Raw genomic sequence first — 17,686 nt, 5'->3', positions numbered from 1 at the left:
TCTATTCTTTTACCTTTCTCTGCTTATGTCCGATCACTCCCTTTACCTTCAGCTTTGTGGTGTATGAGCTGATTGCCAGTGCCACAATTGCAAACAGGAACGGGAACATTTTAATGATGGATGGTGAAATATTCATTCCCACCAGTTCAATCCTTATTCCAATAGCATCTGCAAACCCGAACATTAATGTAACCAGTGAAGAGAATATTGGATGTGCATTGCCGAATACAAGAGCTGTAAAAGCATTAAAGCCCCGCCCCTGAATCATATCTTCTGAAAACTGGGAAACAGATATTGTTGACAAATACGCTCCTGCAAGCCCCGAAAGTGCACCTGATATAAGAACCACCTGCCATTTTATCAGTGCGGGCCTGATGCCTGCTGTTTTAGCCGCAACCTCCGACTCACCAACAGCACAGATAGCAAGCCCCATCTTTGTTTTAAATAGCATAACGTAAATCACAACAATTAAAATAATGGCAAAATAAGTGACAATGCTCTGTCCGCTGATGCAGTTCAGGATAGGGATATCCTTGATCACCGGGATATGAATCATCGCAAGTTTATGAATCTGATCCGGACTGTATGCTCCCTGCACTCCGAACATCGCGCGCAGCAGATAAGAAGTAAGCCCGGCTCCCAATGTATTCATCGCAATACTGGCTATAATATTATCCGCCTTGAATTTGGTTACAAATAATGCAAACAGCGCGCTGTAAATCGTTCCTATCAGCATTGCACCAATCAGTCCTGCCCACACGCTACCTCCAGTATATTGTACAACCGCAATTGCTGCAAAAGCCCCTACCAGCGAGAATCCTTCCAAAGCGATATTGAAGACACCCGCACGCTGACACAAAAGACCGCCAAGCGCCATCAGCATCAAAGGAGTGGCAATTCTTATCATAGATGCCAGTGTATCCGAAATAACTGCTATACTCATCTTATTTACCTCCTTCGTTCGCCGGTGTCTTTCCAGCTAATTTCCTCTTTAGTTTCGGCAGTACAAACTTTGCACTGATTGTGATAAATATAATTGAAGTCACAATGTCCGTCACCGCAGACGGCACATCTGTAATACGCTCCATGTTGATTCCACCGTTCTTTAATGCACCGAAGAAAATCCCGGAAAACAGAACTCCAATCGGATTATTATTTGCCAGCAGAGAAACAACAATGCCATCGAAACCAAAATCAGGATTGAAGCCTGCCAGAAGCCTGTGCTGCACAGCAGTCACTTCTACAGCCCCTATGATTCCTGCAATAGCACCGCTCATTGCCATAACCTGCAGAATCGTCTTCTTCGGCTTCATACCAGCGTATTTTGCCAGAGTTGGATTGGCGCCTACAATTTTAATTTCATGTCCGAATGCAGTTCTAAAGAAAACAAATGTCAGGATAATCATAACGACGATTGCAATATAAAATCCAATATTTGCAGAAGAAGGCTCAAAAAATGAAATACGCGGCAGCCATGTATTCTCATTTAAGACAGCACTTGCATTCAGGTTGGTTCCTGCCTCAGGATCACGTAAAGGGCCTATTACGAGATATTCAATATATAACGCCGCAATGAAGTTCAGAAGCAGCGTGGAAACCACCTCGTTTGTATTCAGATACACCTTCATCAATGCAGGGATCATGGCAAATAATGCACCTGCAGCCATTGCCGCAAGAAATATCAGCACCAATGATGCAGCCTGATTCATGGATTTGGGGATATTAACCGCAACTGCAGTGGCAGCGGCAGCCCCCATATATAACTGGCCGTCAACGCCAAGATTGAACACCTCGGCCTTATAAGTAACACAAATTGCAAGACCGGCAAGTATCAGCGGGGTTGCCCAACGAATGGTTCCTGCGATATCCAGCGTCAGTCCGTCAATAATACCATTTATGATTGCCAGCGGCTCATAGCCTGAAACTGCAAGGAAAAGTGTTGCAAGTAACAATGCTATAATTATCAGGCCCGCCTGCCTGCCCACGACACCTGCTGCAGATAAAATTCTGTTATTCCCTTTATTTTTCATCATGGTCACCGCCTTGTCTCTTTGCACCTGTCATATAGACTGCAATGGTTTTTTCATCTGCTTCGCCGCGTTTGAACTCTGCCATAATCTCACCTTCATACATGACCAGGATTCTGTCAGAAAGGGAAAGAATCTCATCCAGCTCAGCACTGACAAGCAGCACGCCCCTTCCCGAATCACGGACTTCTATGATTTTGTGGTGAATAGATTCAATCGCACCGATATCTACTCCTCTGGTAGGCTGTGCCGCAATCAGCAGATCGGGATCTGCTTCCATCTCACGGGCAAAAATAACCTTTTGCATATTTCCGCCGGAAAGAGTTCCTAATTTATAGTCAGAGTCCGGGGTCTTTACTTCAAAATCCCTGCATAAATCCTCAGAAAGGGCATGAAGTTTTTTGTTATCAAGAATCCCTCCATTACAATATGGTTTCTGATAGTAACGGTTCAGGATCAGATTGTCACGGATAGTACAGTTTGCAGCACTTCCCATCTTTAACCGGTCCTCCGGGATATGGGACATGCCCTCCTCCCTCCTTTGACGGACAGTATGTGCAGTAATATCCTGATGTTTAAAATGTACCTGGCCTGCAGTTGGCTTTAACATTCCGGAAACCACTTCAATCAATTCCGTCTGCCCGTTTCCTTCTACTCCGGCAATACCAACAACTTCACCTCTTGCGACCTGGAAGCTGACTCCGTTTAATGCCGGAAGCCCTCTCTGGTTCAATGCCCTGACCGCTTCCACTTCCAAAACATTTTCATCCGGATTATAATCTTTCCTTGGGATTTCCAGATTTACTTTGCGCCCTACCATCATATTGGAAAGCCCTTCCGTGCTTGCTTCTGCTGTGTCCAGGCTGCCGGTTACCAGCCCCTTTCTCATGACCACTATCTTATCGGTAATGGCCATAACCTCGCGCAGCTTATGGGTAATAAAAATAATTGCGCATCCTTTTGATTTCAGCAGCCTTAAAACATCCAGAAGTTTATCTGTCTCTGTAGGTGTCAGCACAGCTGTCGGCTCGTCCATGATCAGCACTTTAGCTTCTCTGTACAGCGCTTTGATAATCTCCACCCTCTGTTTCTCCCCTACAGATAACTGATATACTTTTTCATCCAGTTTAACCGGAAGGTCATACGTATCCATAATCTCTGTTATCTTGTCTTTTGCTGCCTTCGTATCAATCAGGCCGTTTTTCGTCGGTGCTTTTCCTAAGATAATGTTCTGCAGCACACTTAAATTGGGCATCAGCATGAAATGCTGATGTACCATTCCAATACCCAATTTGATTGCCATAGTTGGGGATTGTATCCGGACTTCCTTTCCAAATAATTTGATTACACCCAGATCCGGCTCCATCATTCCATATAGCATATTCATCATTGTAGATTTTCCGGCGCCGTTCTCTCCAATAAGGCCAAGTATCTCGCCTTCCTTCACACTGAGAGAAACATCGTCGTTTGCAACCACACCGGGAAAGAATTTTGATATATTCAACATTTCAACTGCTACTGCCATAATGTTCATCCTCTACTTTTTTAACTTCAGTTCCACTTTGCCTGTATCGTCCCATTCTTTCAGTATCTTCATTGCCTCAGCCGCTGCCAGGCACGCTTTTTCTTCACCGCCGTTATCCCCCCAGCGGTCCAGAACCCTGTTAGAAATAACAGAAAGGATTGCGCCCATCCTCATGCCATGCAGATGGCCTACCACAAACTGTCCGGATGTTTCCATCTCAATATTAGTAACACCTGCAGTCTGAAGATCAGGCACAATCTTCTCTGCGAATGACGGCCAATATCCGCTCCCGTCTTCCTCCAGCGGGCGTCCCTGTCCGATATAGAAGGATCCTACTGTATAATCAAGCCCCAGTCCGTAACGGAAACCAAGCCGCTCACAGGCTTCCATCAGGGCCATCACTACATAAGTATTCGCAAAGGCCGGGAACTCCGGTTCAATATAAGTAGCTGACGTGCCATCCTTTCTCACGCATGCTACCGGTATAATAAGGTCACCTAAATCAAACTGCGGCACAATGCAGCCTGTTGTGCCAACCCTTATACAGGTGTGAACACCTAAGGTATTCAGCTCGTGCAGGCAGATTTCTGAGCTTGGTCCGCCGATGCCGGTTGAAGTACATGCCATCTCCATGCCTTTGTATTTTCCTGTCACTGTTTTATATTCTCTGTAGGACGCTACTTCCCTTGCATCCTCCCAGTTTTTTGCAATTTTTAGTGTCCGTTCCGGTGCTCCCGGAAGAATCACATAAGGCGGTACATCACCTGGTTTTAACTGAAGGTGGTATACACCCTCGTTTTCAGCTTTAGGAGCTGATGCCTTGTTTACTTTTTCTTCCATAACTGTCTCCTTTCTCATCCTTACGCAGTTGCCATGTTAGCTTTTCGGTTAGAGCCCCGCCTTTACGATAAACTATTCCCCGAGCCTGCCCAATCATTCATCGTGCCTGTACTGCCCCGCTAAGCGGGACAGTCAGGCACACGAATGAGCAGTCACACTCATACGGCTTGGAGGTTTTCGCGTTACTTACTCTGCCGAAGCTTTAATTTTATCCCAATTCGGAACATCTGTATTGAAAGGTATTACTAATGAACCATCTTTAATCTGCTCTTCCATTTTTTTCGCTTCTTCAATTGCCGCTTTCATCACATCTTTATATTCTGCGTTGTCATCAGCAAATCTATTGAAGGAATCCCAATCCATAAAATATCCGCCGTTAGTAAGGTCACGGATACCGTGCTCTCCGCCTGTGAATTCATCATTCAACACCATTTCAATTGCTTTATAGACGGTATCTCCAAATCCAATTCCCTCAATCCCATAAAATCCATTGTATGTATCATAATAATCTGAAATTTCGCCTGCACATAAAATACCAGCCTCTTTGCTCGCCTCTACTACCCCGGCGTTAGATGCGCCTGAATCTGTCTGAATGACATCACAGCCTTTAGAAATCATTGCGCTTGTGATCTCTTTTGCTTTCGCCGGATCTTCATAGCTTCCTACATAAGAAAATTCTACAGTCGCATCCGGATTTGCCGCTTTTACCCCGAGCATGAATCCGTTTCCTTCTGCATTTGGAGTTGGTTCCTCACCGCCTACCACAAAACCTATATGATTTGATTTTGTGAGCTTTCCAGCAATATAGCCGCCGAGATAAAATGCGCCCTCACCATGGAATTCTGTATCCCATACATTTTCAAACTTTTCATCTCCCTGGTTAATTGTCTGGAATACAGCCGCATACTTTGTATCGGGATACTCCTTAGACACAAGCTTTGTTGCATCTGTCATATATGGATATGTGGTAACAATCAGGTCATATCCAGCCTTGGACATCGCGCGGACATCTTCTTCAAACTTAGACGCCTCTGCTGATTCCAGTTTTTTAATCTCAACGCCAAAGTCTTCTGCCGCCTTATCTGCACCTTTCGCAAGATCATCCATTGAAGCCTTATCTCCAAATTTCTGGTTTACAACAAGTGCAACCTTTAACTTCTTGTTACCATCGTCATTCCCGCCATTATCAGAAGATGATGATTCCTCTTTTTTCCCGCACCCTGCTACAAGTCCAATTACCATCACTGCTGCCAGCATAACTGCCAATACTCTTTTTTTCATATCATTTTCCTTTCCCTGCTTATAAAAACTAAGGTTTGGTCTTTTCGAACCTTCGTTGTTAAGTACATCCTGCCGACTTTGGTCCAGTCTTTCCGGACCTTAGCGACATAGATGTTTCAGTTTCTTTATGAAGGAAGTGCTTTGCAATCTTCTCGGATGTCTCCTGCACTTTTTTCATGATTACGGAAACGTCTGCTGTTTGTATTTCTCTGTTTTTTACAACATGTCTTCCATCCACAAATACGTCCGTCACATCCTGCCCTGTCGCATTATAAACAAGTGCAGATGTCACTGTTTCCTTTTCCCCGATCAGCATGGGCTGCATATGGGGTACCTTCGTTTCGATCAAAATAAAGTCTGCTTTTTTTCCCGCTTCGATTGTTCCGTATTCTTTTTCCAGTCCAAAACATTTTGCCCCGTTCCTCGTAGCCATATCAAGGATATCCGTTTTTTTCAGGCTGCGGACTCCGCTGTTTAAAGAATGAAGCAGCGACATCCCTTTCATTTCCCGGAATATATCATTTGAATTATTCCACATTGCCCCATCCGTCCCGAGGCAGACAGTTACGCCTTTTCTAACCATTTCAGGGATCGGGGCGATACCATCCTGAATCTTCATTTCACACAATGGCGTATTTACAACTTTCGTTTGCGTATCTGCCAGCTGAAAAACCTCCTCTGCTGATGCATAAACCACATGGGAGCCTATCACCTTTTTCCCAAGCAGACTGTTCTTGTGCAGATAGTCTATGGCAGATGTCCCATATTTCTCCCTCACAATGTCCTGCCTCCAGGTATTCTCAGCCATATGGCTGGTTATGGATATCCCCCTTATTTCTGCAATAGCCTGAATTTTTTTCAGCCTTTTGGTTTCATAATCCTCCTCTGAAATCCCGCCCAATACCGGAATCAGATCATTTTCTCTGCACAGATTTATAAAATCAGTAAGAGCTTCTTCCGAAATGAATTCATCCGGTTTCTGAAAATCTACACGGACATCCTCTGCCAACGCGCCTCTTATACCAACCTCCTTCATTGCCCGGACAGAGTCTGCACCCAGCCCCCAGTACATATTTTCCATAATAAATGTCGTACCGGACAGCAGCGCTTCGCAGTAAGTCAGCTGCCTGGAATAATATCTGTCCTCATCCTGAATCAGGGTATAAAACCATCCGGTATCAGCAAATTTATGATTTTGTTCCAGCAAAGTCAGGTCATCCCCCAGCCCGCGGGCCATAGTCATGTCGCCATGGCAATGACCGTTGACAAGTCCGGGCATCAGAATTTTCCCGTCTGCATCTATAAATACTTCGCATTCCTCACTCTTTATCTGTCCTTCTGCCACGGTTTCTATCCGTCCATGCAGCACACCTACCGAACCAATAAACGGCCGGTATCCATTGTGCGCTGAGACGATGACTGCCCCGCTGATACCTGTCTCATATTTCATATACCCACCTACTGTGCCCTTCTATCAAGTACGCCCCGGCGTATTTGCGGCGCGGCACACGTCGTGCTCTGCATGACATCATCCATATGTGTGCCTTTGCCATCCGCCGGCGGCTATCTGCATGCCAGATAAATTCTTTCCACATCATCGGCATTCAGGACTTTCAGCCCTCCAATATTACCGAATCTGCATGCGTCCTCTGCCATTTTCCTAAACTTCTCGTCTGTATCAACACCTATTTCCTTAAGAGTTGTCGGTGCCCCCATGGACCTGAAAAAGTCCTGAAGCCTTTGAATTCCCTCCAAAGCCGTTTTTTCCTGATTGTAGAAATCAACCTCTACGCCAAATACTCTGTTGGCAAATTGGACAAACCTGGGGAGATTTTCCTTGTATACATATCTTGCCCAGCCTGGAAACAGTACGGAGAGCGTGGATCCATGCACCGCATTATACTGTGCACTTAACTGAGCCCCCATTGCATGTGTTGCCCAATCCTGGTTCCTTCCTGCTGCAAGCAGGCCATTATGCGCCACGATCGCTGTCCACATAAATTCTGCCCTTGCATTGTAGTCATCCATATTTTCCATCAGTGCACGGGCATTCACCAGAATTGCTTTCATAACGCCTTCACACATATAATCTGTCAGATTCACATCTTTAGAACTGGAGAAATAACGTTCCAATACATGTGAAAACATATCCACAATCCCAAATACAGTCTGCCTTTTCGGTATTGAAAGGGTCAGGTCCGGATTCATTAGTGTGAATGCCGGTCTTAAAAAGTCTGCCATCACATCTGCACTCTCACCTGTCTCAGGATTGTTCAGTACACTTCCGTTGCTTCCTTCACTTCCGGTAGCCGGCAGTGTCATGACTGTACCTACGGGAAGCGCTTCCATGGGAACTGCCTTCTTCGAATAAAAATCCCATACATCTCCATCATATTTAGCGCCAAGTGCAACCGCCTTTGCAGTATCAATTACGCTTCCTCCGCCTACAGCGAGAATGCATCCAATCGGATGCTGCCTGCATATTGCAACCCCTTGCCTAACCAAGTCCACTTTGGGATTTGGCTCAACTCCCGGCAGTTCAAAATATGTTACACCTGCTGATTCCAGCGCCTCTACAATTCTTCCATGAAGTCCTGAATCATATATATATCCATCTCCATAATGTACAAACAAAACATGATCTGATATCTTCTTTATTTCCTGCCCGCAAAGTTTATCTGCATCCTTATCAAGAATAAACTTTGTCGGTGACATAAATTCAAAACTATCCATATAATTTTACCTATCCTTTCATATCCTTCAGAAAAGAAGTACCCGACTGAAATTGATATCCGAAATATTCAGCAACCGTTGCCGCTATATCGGAAAAAGTTTTTCGGATTCCCAAATCCGTTCCTGCCTGCAGCTGTTTTCCATAAACTACGATAGGAATGTATTCCCGTGTATGGTCGGTACCCGGTGTTGTGGGATCGCATCCATGATCCGCTGTGACCAGAAGGATATCCTCTTCCCCCATCAGTCCCGTGATGTCAGGTATATAAGAATCAAAGTATTCAAGTGCTTCTGCATACCCCTCCGGGTCATTCCTATGTCCATAGAGCATATCAAAATCAACCAGATTCACAAACAGAAGCCCATCAAACCCTGTCTTCAAGTAGGAAAGCACCGCCTGTATTCCTTCTCTGTTATTCTTTGTATGGTTAATTTCTGTAAGCCCTCTCCTGTTGAAGATATCCTCTATTTTACCAACGCCTATGACATCTTTCCCTTTCTCACTCAACAAATCCAGTACCGTAACCCCGGGCGGATCAATCGAAAAATCTTTTCTGTTCTCTGTACGGTAATAATGACCGCTCTCCCCGGTAAATGGCCTGCAGATAACGCGGCTTACTGTGTCATCTCCTGTAAGAAGCCCCCTGGCTATTTTACATATTTCGTATTGACGTTCCAGTGGGATAACACTCTCGTGCATGGCAATCTGCATTAGGCTGTCAGCAGAAAGATAAACAATAGGATACCCTGTATTTACATGCTCATCTCCCAGCACTTTGATTATCTCCGTTCCAGATGCCGGATAGTTCCCAATGACCCTGGTTCCTATACGTTTCTCCAGTTCTTCTATAATCCGGGGCGGAAATGATTCTCCGAAGACTTTAAACGGAGTCTTAACCGTCAGACCTGCAATCTCGAAGTGCCCATTTGTAGTATCCTTTGCCTTTCCACGTTCTGCCGCTTTGCCAAAGCACCCCTGGGGATCATCGACAGCAGGCAGCCCGGTTCCTCTGATATTAAAGATTCCGAGCTTTTTCAAATTGGGGATATTTAACCCTCCCCGGAAATCATTCACATGTTTTAAAGTATTGGTTCCGGCATCTCCAAATTCGTCCGCGTCCGGTAATTCGCCGATTCCCACACTGTCCAACACAATTATCGTAAATCTGGGCATATTTTTCACCTCATCTGCTTATGTTACTTTTCCTCCAAAAGCCCCGGTCCGTTTCCTTCCTCCCAGGCAAACACTTCCCACACATTTCCTTCAAAGTCCTGGAAATACGCAGCACGGGAGCCAAACACATAGGTATACGGCTCTTTAATGCAGTTCACCCCGTTGTCTATAAGCTCTTTCGCAATATCATCCACATCCTGTATCGCCGGAACCTTAACCGCAATCATAAAATGATGGCCGTCCCCGTCAATATATTTGTGGTCTACAACCTCGCACAGCCCTTTTTTATCCCAAAGCGTTATGGCTGTCCCATGGAATTCAAATTCCGCATAGTTCGCGTGCTCCGCATCCGGCTGGAGACGTTTTACCTTAAACCCAAATTTCTCCGTATAAAATTGAAGTGCGCCCTGAAAGTCCTTAACAAATAAGCAGATATCGTTTATTTTTGTAAGCTTTTCTAATTTACTCATTTATGTTTCCTTTCCCACTAAAAATTTTTCTTCCAGCCATGTTCTGAAAACAATGCTCATCCAGCCGCTTGCCAGCCCGAATACACAATACATCAGGACAACTCCTGCTGACTGGATCATCCTGATCCCCTCCACATAGCTGTTAATTCCGAAAAATGCACCTGCTCCTACAAAAAACACAGCCACATTGCTGATACACCACGGAGCTAATTCAAAACACATCATAAATGGGACAACAATCAGTGCAACAACCGGCACCGTCCATATCCCAATCCCAGGAATCAAAGCTGACAACCTGATCATGATTACCGCAAAAATGATACCCAGCACATATCCGCAGAAACCTTTTACCGCACCTTTTAGATTGCTTCCCAGAAGAAAATACAACGCCCAGCCCTGGAATGCTATAAATACAAACCCACTGTGCCCCCCGGCTACAAGCCGTGTGCCAATCAGCTGGTCCGCCAGCTGCAGCAGAAAGGACTGCACCCCTACAAAGACTGCAAATATCAGAAAGGAGGCACCCTTTCTGCTCTGGTGCCTCCTTCCCACATTACTTCTCACCATTGGCAGCATTCATAAACCTTCTTTGATATGTAATAACTTGCGGTGCTGATGTATTCTGTGCTAAATAACTCGGTTCTGTTGTTATAACAATCTTGTCTGTCATATCCTTAAACTCATCCTCTGCCATCAGTTTGTCAAGTTCCGGATACATTCTGGAGCCTTCAATGCTGCAAATAATCAATCTGGTGTCCTCTAAATTGGAGTTGCGCAGCATCCGTAAATTATGCCTTACACCATCCATGCCGTCAAATCCTTCGCGTTCATTGATTTTTCTATATTCTACCGTCTCACGGGCGATTCTCTCAACCATATGTAAGTCCGCATCCTGGTCATTCTTAGACAGAAAATCCCATTCAATCATAAAGCTGCGGAGATCCTGCAGGAATCTGTCATCATATGTCTGCTGATATGCATTCAGCAACCCATTAATATATGTAGTCACACCAAAACGCTGACGCACAAAACTATTAATGAAGTACGGTTTAGCCTGCAATGCCATCCCCGTCTGCCACGGCTCAAACATCAGTGTGTAATTCACCCTGAATCCATGTTCCTTTAATTTTAATGCAAGGTTATGACCATAGAGATAGTCCCTTGTAGCAGCCTGATTCCAGCGTGTGGACAGCTTCTTGTCCCCGGAAAGCAATTCCCCCACATTGCCTGCATTGACCGGACCTGTATGGGGAACTTTAATAACCATCCGGTAATCTGAAAACATCTCTCTGAATTCCTCTGCCTCTTCCAGTATCTTATTAAAATCAGCAAACGGATCATTTACTTCCACGCTGATATCACAGCCTGGTCCCAGGATATTCGAAATCTCTGCCATGACTTCATTTCTCGTCTTGAACTTCTTCCCTATATTTGCCTGTGGGTTGTTGATAAACAGGTCATAAATGATTCCCGGGTTGCAGGTCAGGTTACCAATTAAATCCTTGATTGGCTCGACTTCATATGGATTCGCAGTATCGGCTGAAAAGATAAACTTTGTCGGCCTTTTTTTACCGTTTTTATCGTACGATATATTTCTCACCAGGTCAATTTCCAATATCTGATTCTCTTTCATATTGTACTCAATCTTGAAGCCTGCCGGGGTCTCCCCTTCTGGAACCTTGAATAAATCAATGACATCTTTAAATCTGTCACTTACGCCTATGTATTTCACGGCCTTTTGCAGAAATTCATATTCTTCAAGACTGATATTCAGATGGAGGGCTCTTCTTACATACCCCGCATCGCAAGAAATAATCTGAATCTCACTGCCCACCAGGGAAGCTAAACTATAATTCACTGTCTGCATAACATCCTCCCTATACGATTTCTTCTAAGTACTTACTATATTCTTCTACCAGTTTGCCTGCGCTTCTTGTCCCCACAAGGCTTACACCCATATGTTCAAACATATACAGCGCAGCCGGCAGCGTAAATGTTCTCGGCACTCCGGAAACTTTAATCTTCGTATCACCTGACAGATTGTCCTTCATTATCTGCACCTGATCCAAAGTTGGAAATGCCTGTGAACCGGTGGCAGTCTTTACATAGGTAACCCCACAATCACAGCAGATTCTGGTCAGCTCTGCAATCTCTTCATCTGTAAGAAATCCCACTTCGAAAATCAGCTTTGTATCACAGCCTTCGCCGCAGATCCTCACAAACTCACTGATCTCATGGCGTACCAGTTCATAATTTTTATCCTTCATAGCTCCGATATTTACCACCATATCGCATGCGGTACAACCAAGCTCTACCATCTTCTCAAGTTCAAACAACTTTGCTTCCGTGCACATCGCGCCATATGGGAATCCAATAACTGCACTCGGCCCTACATCTGTACCTTTTAATTCTTCCACAACCAGTTCTGCCCAGCAGGAATTCACATTTACCGCATTTACATTATATTTCTTTGCAATATCACATGCTTTGATGATATCTTCCTTCTGTAAGTCCGGTGCCAGATAGGCCAAATCCAAATGTTTCGCAAACTCATTTACTGTTAACATTGTCTCTCCTCCTAATAATGTAAAACACCTGTCTGCTCAGATTATGATCCTTTAGAACCTCAGTGACAGAGGTGTTCTGTTATATTGATGCGCATATTCAATATATTGTTTGTTACAATGTTAATATATCACGCCTTTTTTGTTTTGTCAATAACATTTGTTATTTTTATTACATTTATTCTGCCTTTAAATGACCGGTTTATTTCATAAAATTAGTTGAATTGTTAACATTATTCGATTTTATTGTTTAATTTCTAACATTTTAACAATTTTGATAACTCCGTTCAAAGAACAAAGCAGGCACACCGCTTTCAACTCCATATGTTTTTTTGACAGGACATTCCAGAGGAATGTCCTGTATCATAAAAAACACCCCTGCATAAATCCTTAAATGCCAATAAGACATGGATCACGCAAGAGTGTTTCTTATGTAAAGTTAAGTTAATTAAATGATAAAAGAAGTGATCACCACAGCCAAGGTACTTAATAAGGTTCCCAATAGGTAATACTCCGCAAATTCCGGTTCCTTCGCAATCTTATCGTATCTTGCAATCGACTTGGCTGTCAGAACCAGCCCTATTGCTGAATACTGCCCTATGGATAAGAAAATCAACATAATGATACGTTCTATTGTTCCAATGAACCTTCCGGCATTATTATCCTGTTTTCTTCCCCGTTCTTTATCTTTCGGCCTGTAAACCGCTAACATTTTAGATATCGCAATATTAGCAGGCTTATGTATGATAAGCACTGCTGTAATCCACGACGCAAACGCTATTCCGGACACATTTGTAATCTCAGTGAATCTGGCCATACCGGAAACTAAACTTAATGTGCCCCCATACGCTGTAAAGAGATATGCAATGAAAATCAGGCCAATGATATGTAAAGCCTGGTCTGCTAAAAAGAGTTTCTGTTCACGATATATAGTTACTGATTCTTTATTTTTAATTCTAATATTATAGTAGTACTTTATCAGATCTATTATCATATGTACAATTGCAGCAACAGTCCCATATAGTAATATCTCACAGGATATTACAAATACGGAAACCAGCATAATGGCCCCCCAATAACTCAGACAGTGTATAAAAACCCATTTCAGACTGTTTGCCTTTTTATCAGCCATCATTTCTGTCTGGAAATAAAAATCCCCAATAACATGAGATAACAATAATAATATAAAGTATTCTCTAAATATCATCCTGCGTAATTTCCCCTAATGCCCTTCCTACTATATCCATAGCCTCTTTATATGCATAATATCTTCCTTTAGCCAAGATACGCTGCACTGTGGGCTGCTGAATACTCATACGCCGCGCCACATTCACCTGGCCGTCCTGATGTTCCAGTGTATCTGAAATAACTTCTCGCTGCCTGTCACTCCAGGAATCTTTAATAGCTGTCATCAAAGTTAAAATTGTGTTTAGCATCATTACTGACGACTCATTCCCGCCCTCAACCCCAAGGCGTATATCGGCTGAATCCGTCTGTTTTTTCTTTTCGTTTTCTCTTAATACTTCCAGGGCTTCCCGCGCTTTATAATAGCCCGGTCCGTCTGCGCCAATTGCCATTTCAGCATTAATATCAGTAATAATCTCTCCTATTCCAATCCCATAGCGGATTCTTACTGGATACATCTTATTTTCTATCTCTGTAATAATCTTCAGCGCATGATTCCCCTTACTTAGCAGTCCCTGGAACTCATCGCCTAAAGTAATCATAAATTTAGATGCAATATCCACGGCATATGTTTCATTGATATCATCCAAAACTTTTTTCAATTTCTCCTGTATCTTTTTTCTGTCTGAAAGTTTTTTGGAACCCTTTATATCGCCTATAATAGCTATATATGGTCTATATTTGAAGATAAAAAACATAGAGCACCTCCTTTGACCTAATTATATAGCTTTTACGATGAATAATCAAGAATTATTCATTGTAATGGCTATAATCACATAATATAGCTTATATAATACATAATTATCCAAAGTATAACTAAAGGCAAGTGCCGGATATTCTTTCGTTTTTACCGCCGCTGCCTGCTCGCCTCAAACATCAGTACCGCGGCCGCCACAGCAGCATTCAGAGATTCCGCCTGCCCTTCCATCGGTATCCTCACCCAGACATCCGCTTTCTCTGCCACTTCCGGCCGCAGCCCGTTCCCTTCATTTCCAATCAGAAATGCAGTCCCGCCGCAGTAATCTTCCTTATCATATGAATTTTTCCCATCCAGATGGGCAGCATAGACACGGATATTATTCTTTTTCAGGTTGTCAATCCCCTCTATCATATCTTCCACATAAAGAAATGGCATCCGATATACTGCCCCCATGGTAGAGCGGATCGTTTTGGGATTATAAATATCCACACAGTCCCCACTCATCAGAATCCCCGTAACTCCGGCGGCTTCGGCCGTCCGGAATATGGTTCCCAGATTACCCGGATCCTGCAGGTTATCCAGCACCAGAATGTGCGGATTCCCCTTTCCCGTAATCTCTTCCATCGTATATTCCATCTGCCGTACAACTGCCAGAATCCCCTGAGGAGTCTTCGTGTCCGACACGTACGCAAATACGGTATCTGTAAGCACTTCCGGCTGTCTGTTGTATTTTTTTAATTCTTCTTCATGCTTTTTGTAATAAGTTTCCGATACATACAGCCTGACCAGGCTCTCTTTCGGAGTCTCCCCCACCATACGGCTTCCCTCGGCTATAAAAACGCCCTCCTGATTCCTGATCCTGCTCTTCTTCTGAAGCTGCAGCAGCTCCTTTACCTTTTGATTGCCTGTACTTGTAATCATCTCAATTCACCATAACTTCCTTATCATCGTTATTATCAAATCTCCGTCAATTGAGTAACCGGAGATTCCCGCCCGCTATACTAAAACTGCTTGTCGTGAAACTTTGCCAGTACGGAGTTCGCACCGATTACAATGATGATACATTCCGGCGGCAGCGGTTTGTGCGGATCGAACGTAACATCCACTTCCTCACGCTGCATAACTCCGACCACATTAATGCCATAATGTTCACGCACCTTCAATTCCGCAAGGCTCTTCCCTACCCATCTGTCCGGTATCACAGTCTCAGCCATACTGTACTCCGAAGACAGCTCTATCCAGTCCGAAAATGCAGTAGAGACAAGGCTCTTGGCAACTCTGCTGCCCATATCACGCTCCGGATACACAATGGCATCCGCCCCGATCTTCTCCAGGATCATACCCTGCAGCTCATCCCTCGCCTTCGCCAGTACATAGGGGATCCCCATCTCCTTGCATGCTATCGTCGCCATAATACTGGCCTCCAGGCTCTCGGAGACCGCAATCACAGCGCCGTCCAGATTCCTTCCGCCCAAAGAAAGAAGGGCATCCGGGTCCGCCACATCGGCGCGCATGGCATAGGATACGGAATCAGAAATCTCCTGTACCTTTTCATAAGATTTATCCACCACAATCACATCACTGCCCAGGCTTTCCAGCGTCAGCGCCACACTGCGCCCGAAACTCCCCAGGCCAAATACTGCATACTGCTTCTTCATTTTATTTTCTCCTGTCTTAACTTTAATCTCTCTGTGGAGCTGCGCTTTACCGCGCCTCTGCCTCAGTCCAGCAATTACTATCCCAGCATAATCCGTTTTTCCGGCAGATCCCGCAGCTGTGTGCCCGAATTGGCACGTCCTGCGAATACAAGCGCCATGGTAATCGGACCGATACGCCCCACATACATCAGAACCATCAGCACCGCCTGGCTTGCACGGCCCAGCTCGGGCGTCAGGTCCGCAGTCAGCCCTACCGTTGCCATAGCCGACGTAACCTCATACATAATCCGCAGGAAATCCACCTGGGGCTCCAGCACGGTGATCAGTGTCACTCCCGACAGCCAGAATAAAAATGTCAGCAGGATAATCGCAATTCCGGACCGTACTATAGACGGCTCAATTTTTCTGCCGAAGCATTCCGTATCCCGCTTTCCTTTGAGCACTCCCAAACAGGTAAGCAGAAGCATGGCCACCGTTGTTGTCTTTACACCACCGGCCGTTCCCGCCGGAGATCCTCCTACAAACATCAGAATACATGCCAGCAGTTTGGAACCCGATGTCAGCCCTGCCTGGGACACGCTGGCAAATCCCGCCGTCCTGGTTGTCACGGACTGGAAGCCGGATGCCATAAGTTTTTGCCAGAAATTCAGTCCACCCATAGTCTCCGGGTTCTTGTATTCAAGAATAAAAAATCCCAGGAAACCGGTGATCAGAAGGACTGCCGTCATTGTCAGCACAATCTTCGTCTGCAGTTTCAGACGCATAAACAGACGCCTTGCCGGCTGCCTTTCCGTTATAACCCGCTTCGTATTTGTGTAAATATCGTGCCATACCGGGAACCCCAGGCCGCCGATTACAATCAAAAATATGGTCGTTAAACTGACAATCGGAGATTTCACATATGCCATATAGCTGCTGCTTCCCAGAATATCAATTCCGGCATTACAGAACGCCGACACCGCGTGGAAGACCGAATAACAGATTCCTTCGACCAGTCCGAATTCCGGAATGAATCTGATTGAATAAAGAAGCGCTCCGATTCCTTCCACCAGAAATGTTCCCCGCAGAATGCGGATCACAAACTGTACCATTCCAGTCAGCGTATCCAGATTGTAAGTCTGCTGGATCAGCACCCGCTCCTTCATCGTAATCTTCTTTTTTATAATAAGAAAGAAAGCAACCATACAGGCAATCACGCCCAGCCCGCCGATCTGTATCAGCGCCAGCAGTATTCCCTTGCCAATCACGGTAAACTGTACCGCAGGCGTAATTGTGACAAGCCCGGTCACGCATACGGCAGAAACAGCAGTAAACAGTGCATCCGCAAATGCAATTGGCTGCTGGTTGCTGATGGGAAGCCATAAGAGTACCGCCCCCAGCAGAATCACACCCAGAAATCCAACAGCAATCTTCTGCATGGTATTCAGGCTAGTTTTTCTCAAATTTTTATTCTTCATTTCATAACACCTTGAGTTTTATTCCGGATAAGCCGGTACGTCTTCTGGAGTATGTCTGGCAGGGACTCAGAA

The 17,686-nt window shown here is 44.7% G+C and carries 17 protein-coding genes; all 17 read right to left on the bottom strand.

Annotated elements, in window-relative coordinates; genetic code table 11:
• Position 1: 1 nt before the first annotated feature.
• The 17 genes from HMPREF0240_RS00920 to HMPREF0240_RS00840 all read right to left on the bottom strand — a co-directional run bounded on the left by HMPREF0240_RS00920 (position 2) and on the right by HMPREF0240_RS00840 (position 17,614).
• The gene (locus tag HMPREF0240_RS00920; RefSeq protein ID WP_035312193.1) at positions 2 to 943 is read right to left on the bottom strand and encodes an ABC transporter permease; all 942 of its coding nucleotides are present in this window, start codon (positions 941 to 943) and stop codon (positions 2 to 4) included.
• Between the two features lies 1 nt (position 944).
• Positions 945 to 2,033: an ABC transporter permease gene (locus HMPREF0240_RS00915; RefSeq protein WP_083806093.1), complete on the bottom strand. Its 1,089-nt coding sequence runs from the start codon at positions 2,031 to 2,033 to the stop codon at positions 945 to 947.
• The gene (locus HMPREF0240_RS00910) at positions 2,020 to 3,552 is read right to left on the bottom strand and encodes an ABC transporter ATP-binding protein (protein WP_009001577.1); all 1,533 of its coding nucleotides are present in this window, start codon (positions 3,550 to 3,552) and stop codon (positions 2,020 to 2,022) included. Before HMPREF0240_RS00910 ends, HMPREF0240_RS00915 begins: the two co-directional genes overlap by 14 nt.
• Positions 3,553 to 3,564: 12 nt before the next feature.
• Positions 3,565 to 4,392, bottom strand: a complete 828-nt coding sequence (locus HMPREF0240_RS00905; protein ID WP_009001576.1) for a nucleoside phosphorylase — start codon at positions 4,390 to 4,392, stop codon at positions 3,565 to 3,567.
• A gap of 186 nt (positions 4,393 to 4,578) precedes the next feature.
• Positions 4,579 to 5,673, bottom strand: coding sequence for a BMP family ABC transporter substrate-binding protein (locus tag HMPREF0240_RS00900; protein ID WP_148486261.1), 1,095 nt, complete (start codon positions 5,671 to 5,673; stop codon positions 4,579 to 4,581).
• Positions 5,674 to 5,731: 58 nt separating this feature from the next.
• A complete protein-coding gene (locus HMPREF0240_RS00895; RefSeq protein ID WP_009001574.1) occupies positions 5,732 to 7,123 on the bottom strand; it encodes an amidohydrolase family protein in 1,392 nt (463 codons plus the stop codon).
• A 113-nt stretch (positions 7,124 to 7,236) separates the two neighbouring features.
• Positions 7,237 to 8,406, bottom strand: a complete 1,170-nt coding sequence (locus HMPREF0240_RS00890) for an iron-containing alcohol dehydrogenase (protein WP_009001573.1) — start codon at positions 8,404 to 8,406, stop codon at positions 7,237 to 7,239.
• Positions 8,407 to 8,416: 10 nt separating this feature from the next.
• On the bottom strand, positions 8,417 to 9,580 hold the full coding sequence (locus HMPREF0240_RS00885; RefSeq protein ID WP_035312190.1) for a phosphopentomutase: 1,164 nt from the start codon (positions 9,578 to 9,580) through the stop codon (positions 8,417 to 8,419).
• 23 nt (positions 9,581 to 9,603) lie between these two features.
• Positions 9,604 to 10,050 carry a VOC family protein gene (locus HMPREF0240_RS00880; protein WP_009001571.1) on the bottom strand — a complete coding sequence of 149 codons (447 nt, stop codon included), beginning with the start codon at positions 10,048 to 10,050 and terminating at the stop codon, positions 9,604 to 9,606.
• Positions 10,051 to 10,626 carry a DUF1097 domain-containing protein gene (locus HMPREF0240_RS00875; RefSeq protein WP_009001570.1) on the bottom strand — a complete coding sequence of 192 codons (576 nt, stop codon included), beginning with the start codon at positions 10,624 to 10,626 and terminating at the stop codon, positions 10,051 to 10,053.
• Positions 10,604 to 11,917 carry a transaldolase family protein gene (locus HMPREF0240_RS00870; protein WP_009001569.1) on the bottom strand — a complete coding sequence of 438 codons (1,314 nt, stop codon included), beginning with the start codon at positions 11,915 to 11,917 and terminating at the stop codon, positions 10,604 to 10,606. Before HMPREF0240_RS00870 ends, HMPREF0240_RS00875 begins: the two co-directional genes overlap by 23 nt.
• Positions 11,918 to 11,927: 10 nt before the next feature.
• Positions 11,928 to 12,617 (bottom strand): deoxyribose-phosphate aldolase, encoded by a 690-nt coding sequence (gene deoC, locus HMPREF0240_RS00865; protein ID WP_009001568.1) that lies wholly within the window; start codon positions 12,615 to 12,617, stop codon positions 11,928 to 11,930.
• 445 nt (positions 12,618 to 13,062) lie between these two features.
• Positions 13,063 to 13,821, bottom strand: a complete 759-nt coding sequence (locus tag HMPREF0240_RS00860; RefSeq protein ID WP_009001567.1) for a DUF3307 domain-containing protein — start codon at positions 13,819 to 13,821, stop codon at positions 13,063 to 13,065.
• A complete protein-coding gene (locus tag HMPREF0240_RS00855; protein ID WP_009001566.1) occupies positions 13,811 to 14,497 on the bottom strand; it encodes a SatD family protein in 687 nt (228 codons plus the stop codon). Before HMPREF0240_RS00855 ends, HMPREF0240_RS00860 begins: the two co-directional genes overlap by 11 nt.
• A gap of 149 nt (positions 14,498 to 14,646) precedes the next feature.
• Complete coding sequence (locus HMPREF0240_RS00850) at positions 14,647 to 15,420, bottom strand: RNA methyltransferase (RefSeq protein ID WP_009001565.1); 774 nt, start codon at positions 15,418 to 15,420, stop codon at positions 14,647 to 14,649.
• Between the two features lie 80 nt (positions 15,421 to 15,500).
• Positions 15,501 to 16,157, bottom strand: coding sequence for a TrkA family potassium uptake protein (locus HMPREF0240_RS00845; RefSeq protein WP_009001564.1), 657 nt, complete (start codon positions 16,155 to 16,157; stop codon positions 15,501 to 15,503).
• Positions 16,158 to 16,234: 77 nt separating this feature from the next.
• Positions 16,235 to 17,614, bottom strand: coding sequence for a potassium transporter TrkG (locus HMPREF0240_RS00840; protein WP_009001563.1), 1,380 nt, complete (start codon positions 17,612 to 17,614; stop codon positions 16,235 to 16,237).
• Positions 17,615 to 17,686 lie beyond the last annotated feature (72 nt).

This window comes from Clostridium sp. D5 (assembly GCF_000190355.1).
Taxonomy (GTDB): Bacteria; Bacillota; Clostridia; order Lachnospirales; family Lachnospiraceae; genus Faecalicatena; species Faecalicatena fissicatena_A.
This window is presented reverse-complemented; position numbering and strand designations above follow the sequence as displayed.

Bases quoted from the DNA above. Each gene is read 5' to 3' on its own strand.
- HMPREF0240_RS00920 (WP_035312193.1), bottom strand. From the start codon at position 943: ATGAGTATAGCAGTTATTTCGGATACACTGGCATCTATGATAAGAATT.
- HMPREF0240_RS00915 (WP_083806093.1), bottom strand. From the start codon at position 2,033: ATGATGAAAAATAAAGGGAATAACAGAATTTTATCTGCAGCAGGTGTC.
- HMPREF0240_RS00910 (WP_009001577.1), bottom strand. From the start codon at position 3,552: ATGGCAGTAGCAGTTGAAATGTTGAATATATCAAAATTCTTTCCCGGT.
- HMPREF0240_RS00905 (WP_009001576.1), bottom strand. From the start codon at position 4,392: ATGGAAGAAAAAGTAAACAAGGCATCAGCTCCTAAAGCTGAAAACGAG.
- HMPREF0240_RS00900 (WP_148486261.1), bottom strand. From the start codon at position 5,673: ATGAAAAAAAGAGTATTGGCAGTTATGCTGGCAGCAGTGATGGTAATT.
- HMPREF0240_RS00895 (WP_009001574.1), bottom strand. From the start codon at position 7,123: ATGAAATATGAGACAGGTATCAGCGGGGCAGTCATCGTCTCAGCGCAC.
- HMPREF0240_RS00890 (WP_009001573.1), bottom strand. From the start codon at position 8,406: ATGGATAGTTTTGAATTTATGTCACCGACAAAGTTTATTCTTGATAAG.
- HMPREF0240_RS00885 (WP_035312190.1), bottom strand. From the start codon at position 9,580: ATGCCCAGATTTACGATAATTGTGTTGGACAGTGTGGGAATCGGCGAA.
- HMPREF0240_RS00880 (WP_009001571.1), bottom strand. From the start codon at position 10,050: ATGAGTAAATTAGAAAAGCTTACAAAAATAAACGATATCTGCTTATTT.
- HMPREF0240_RS00875 (WP_009001570.1), bottom strand. From the start codon at position 10,626: ATGCTGCCAATGGTGAGAAGTAATGTGGGAAGGAGGCACCAGAGCAGA.
- HMPREF0240_RS00870 (WP_009001569.1), bottom strand. From the start codon at position 11,917: ATGCAGACAGTGAATTATAGTTTAGCTTCCCTGGTGGGCAGTGAGATT.
- deoC (WP_009001568.1), bottom strand. From the start codon at position 12,617: ATGTTAACAGTAAATGAGTTTGCGAAACATTTGGATTTGGCCTATCTG.
- HMPREF0240_RS00860 (WP_009001567.1), bottom strand. From the start codon at position 13,821: ATGATATTTAGAGAATACTTTATATTATTATTGTTATCTCATGTTATT.
- HMPREF0240_RS00855 (WP_009001566.1), bottom strand. From the start codon at position 14,497: ATGTTTTTTATCTTCAAATATAGACCATATATAGCTATTATAGGCGAT.
- HMPREF0240_RS00850 (WP_009001565.1), bottom strand. From the start codon at position 15,420: ATGATTACAAGTACAGGCAATCAAAAGGTAAAGGAGCTGCTGCAGCTT.
- HMPREF0240_RS00845 (WP_009001564.1), bottom strand. From the start codon at position 16,157: ATGAAGAAGCAGTATGCAGTATTTGGCCTGGGGAGTTTCGGGCGCAGT.
- HMPREF0240_RS00840 (WP_009001563.1), bottom strand. From the start codon at position 17,614: ATGAAGAATAAAAATTTGAGAAAAACTAGCCTGAATACCATGCAGAAG.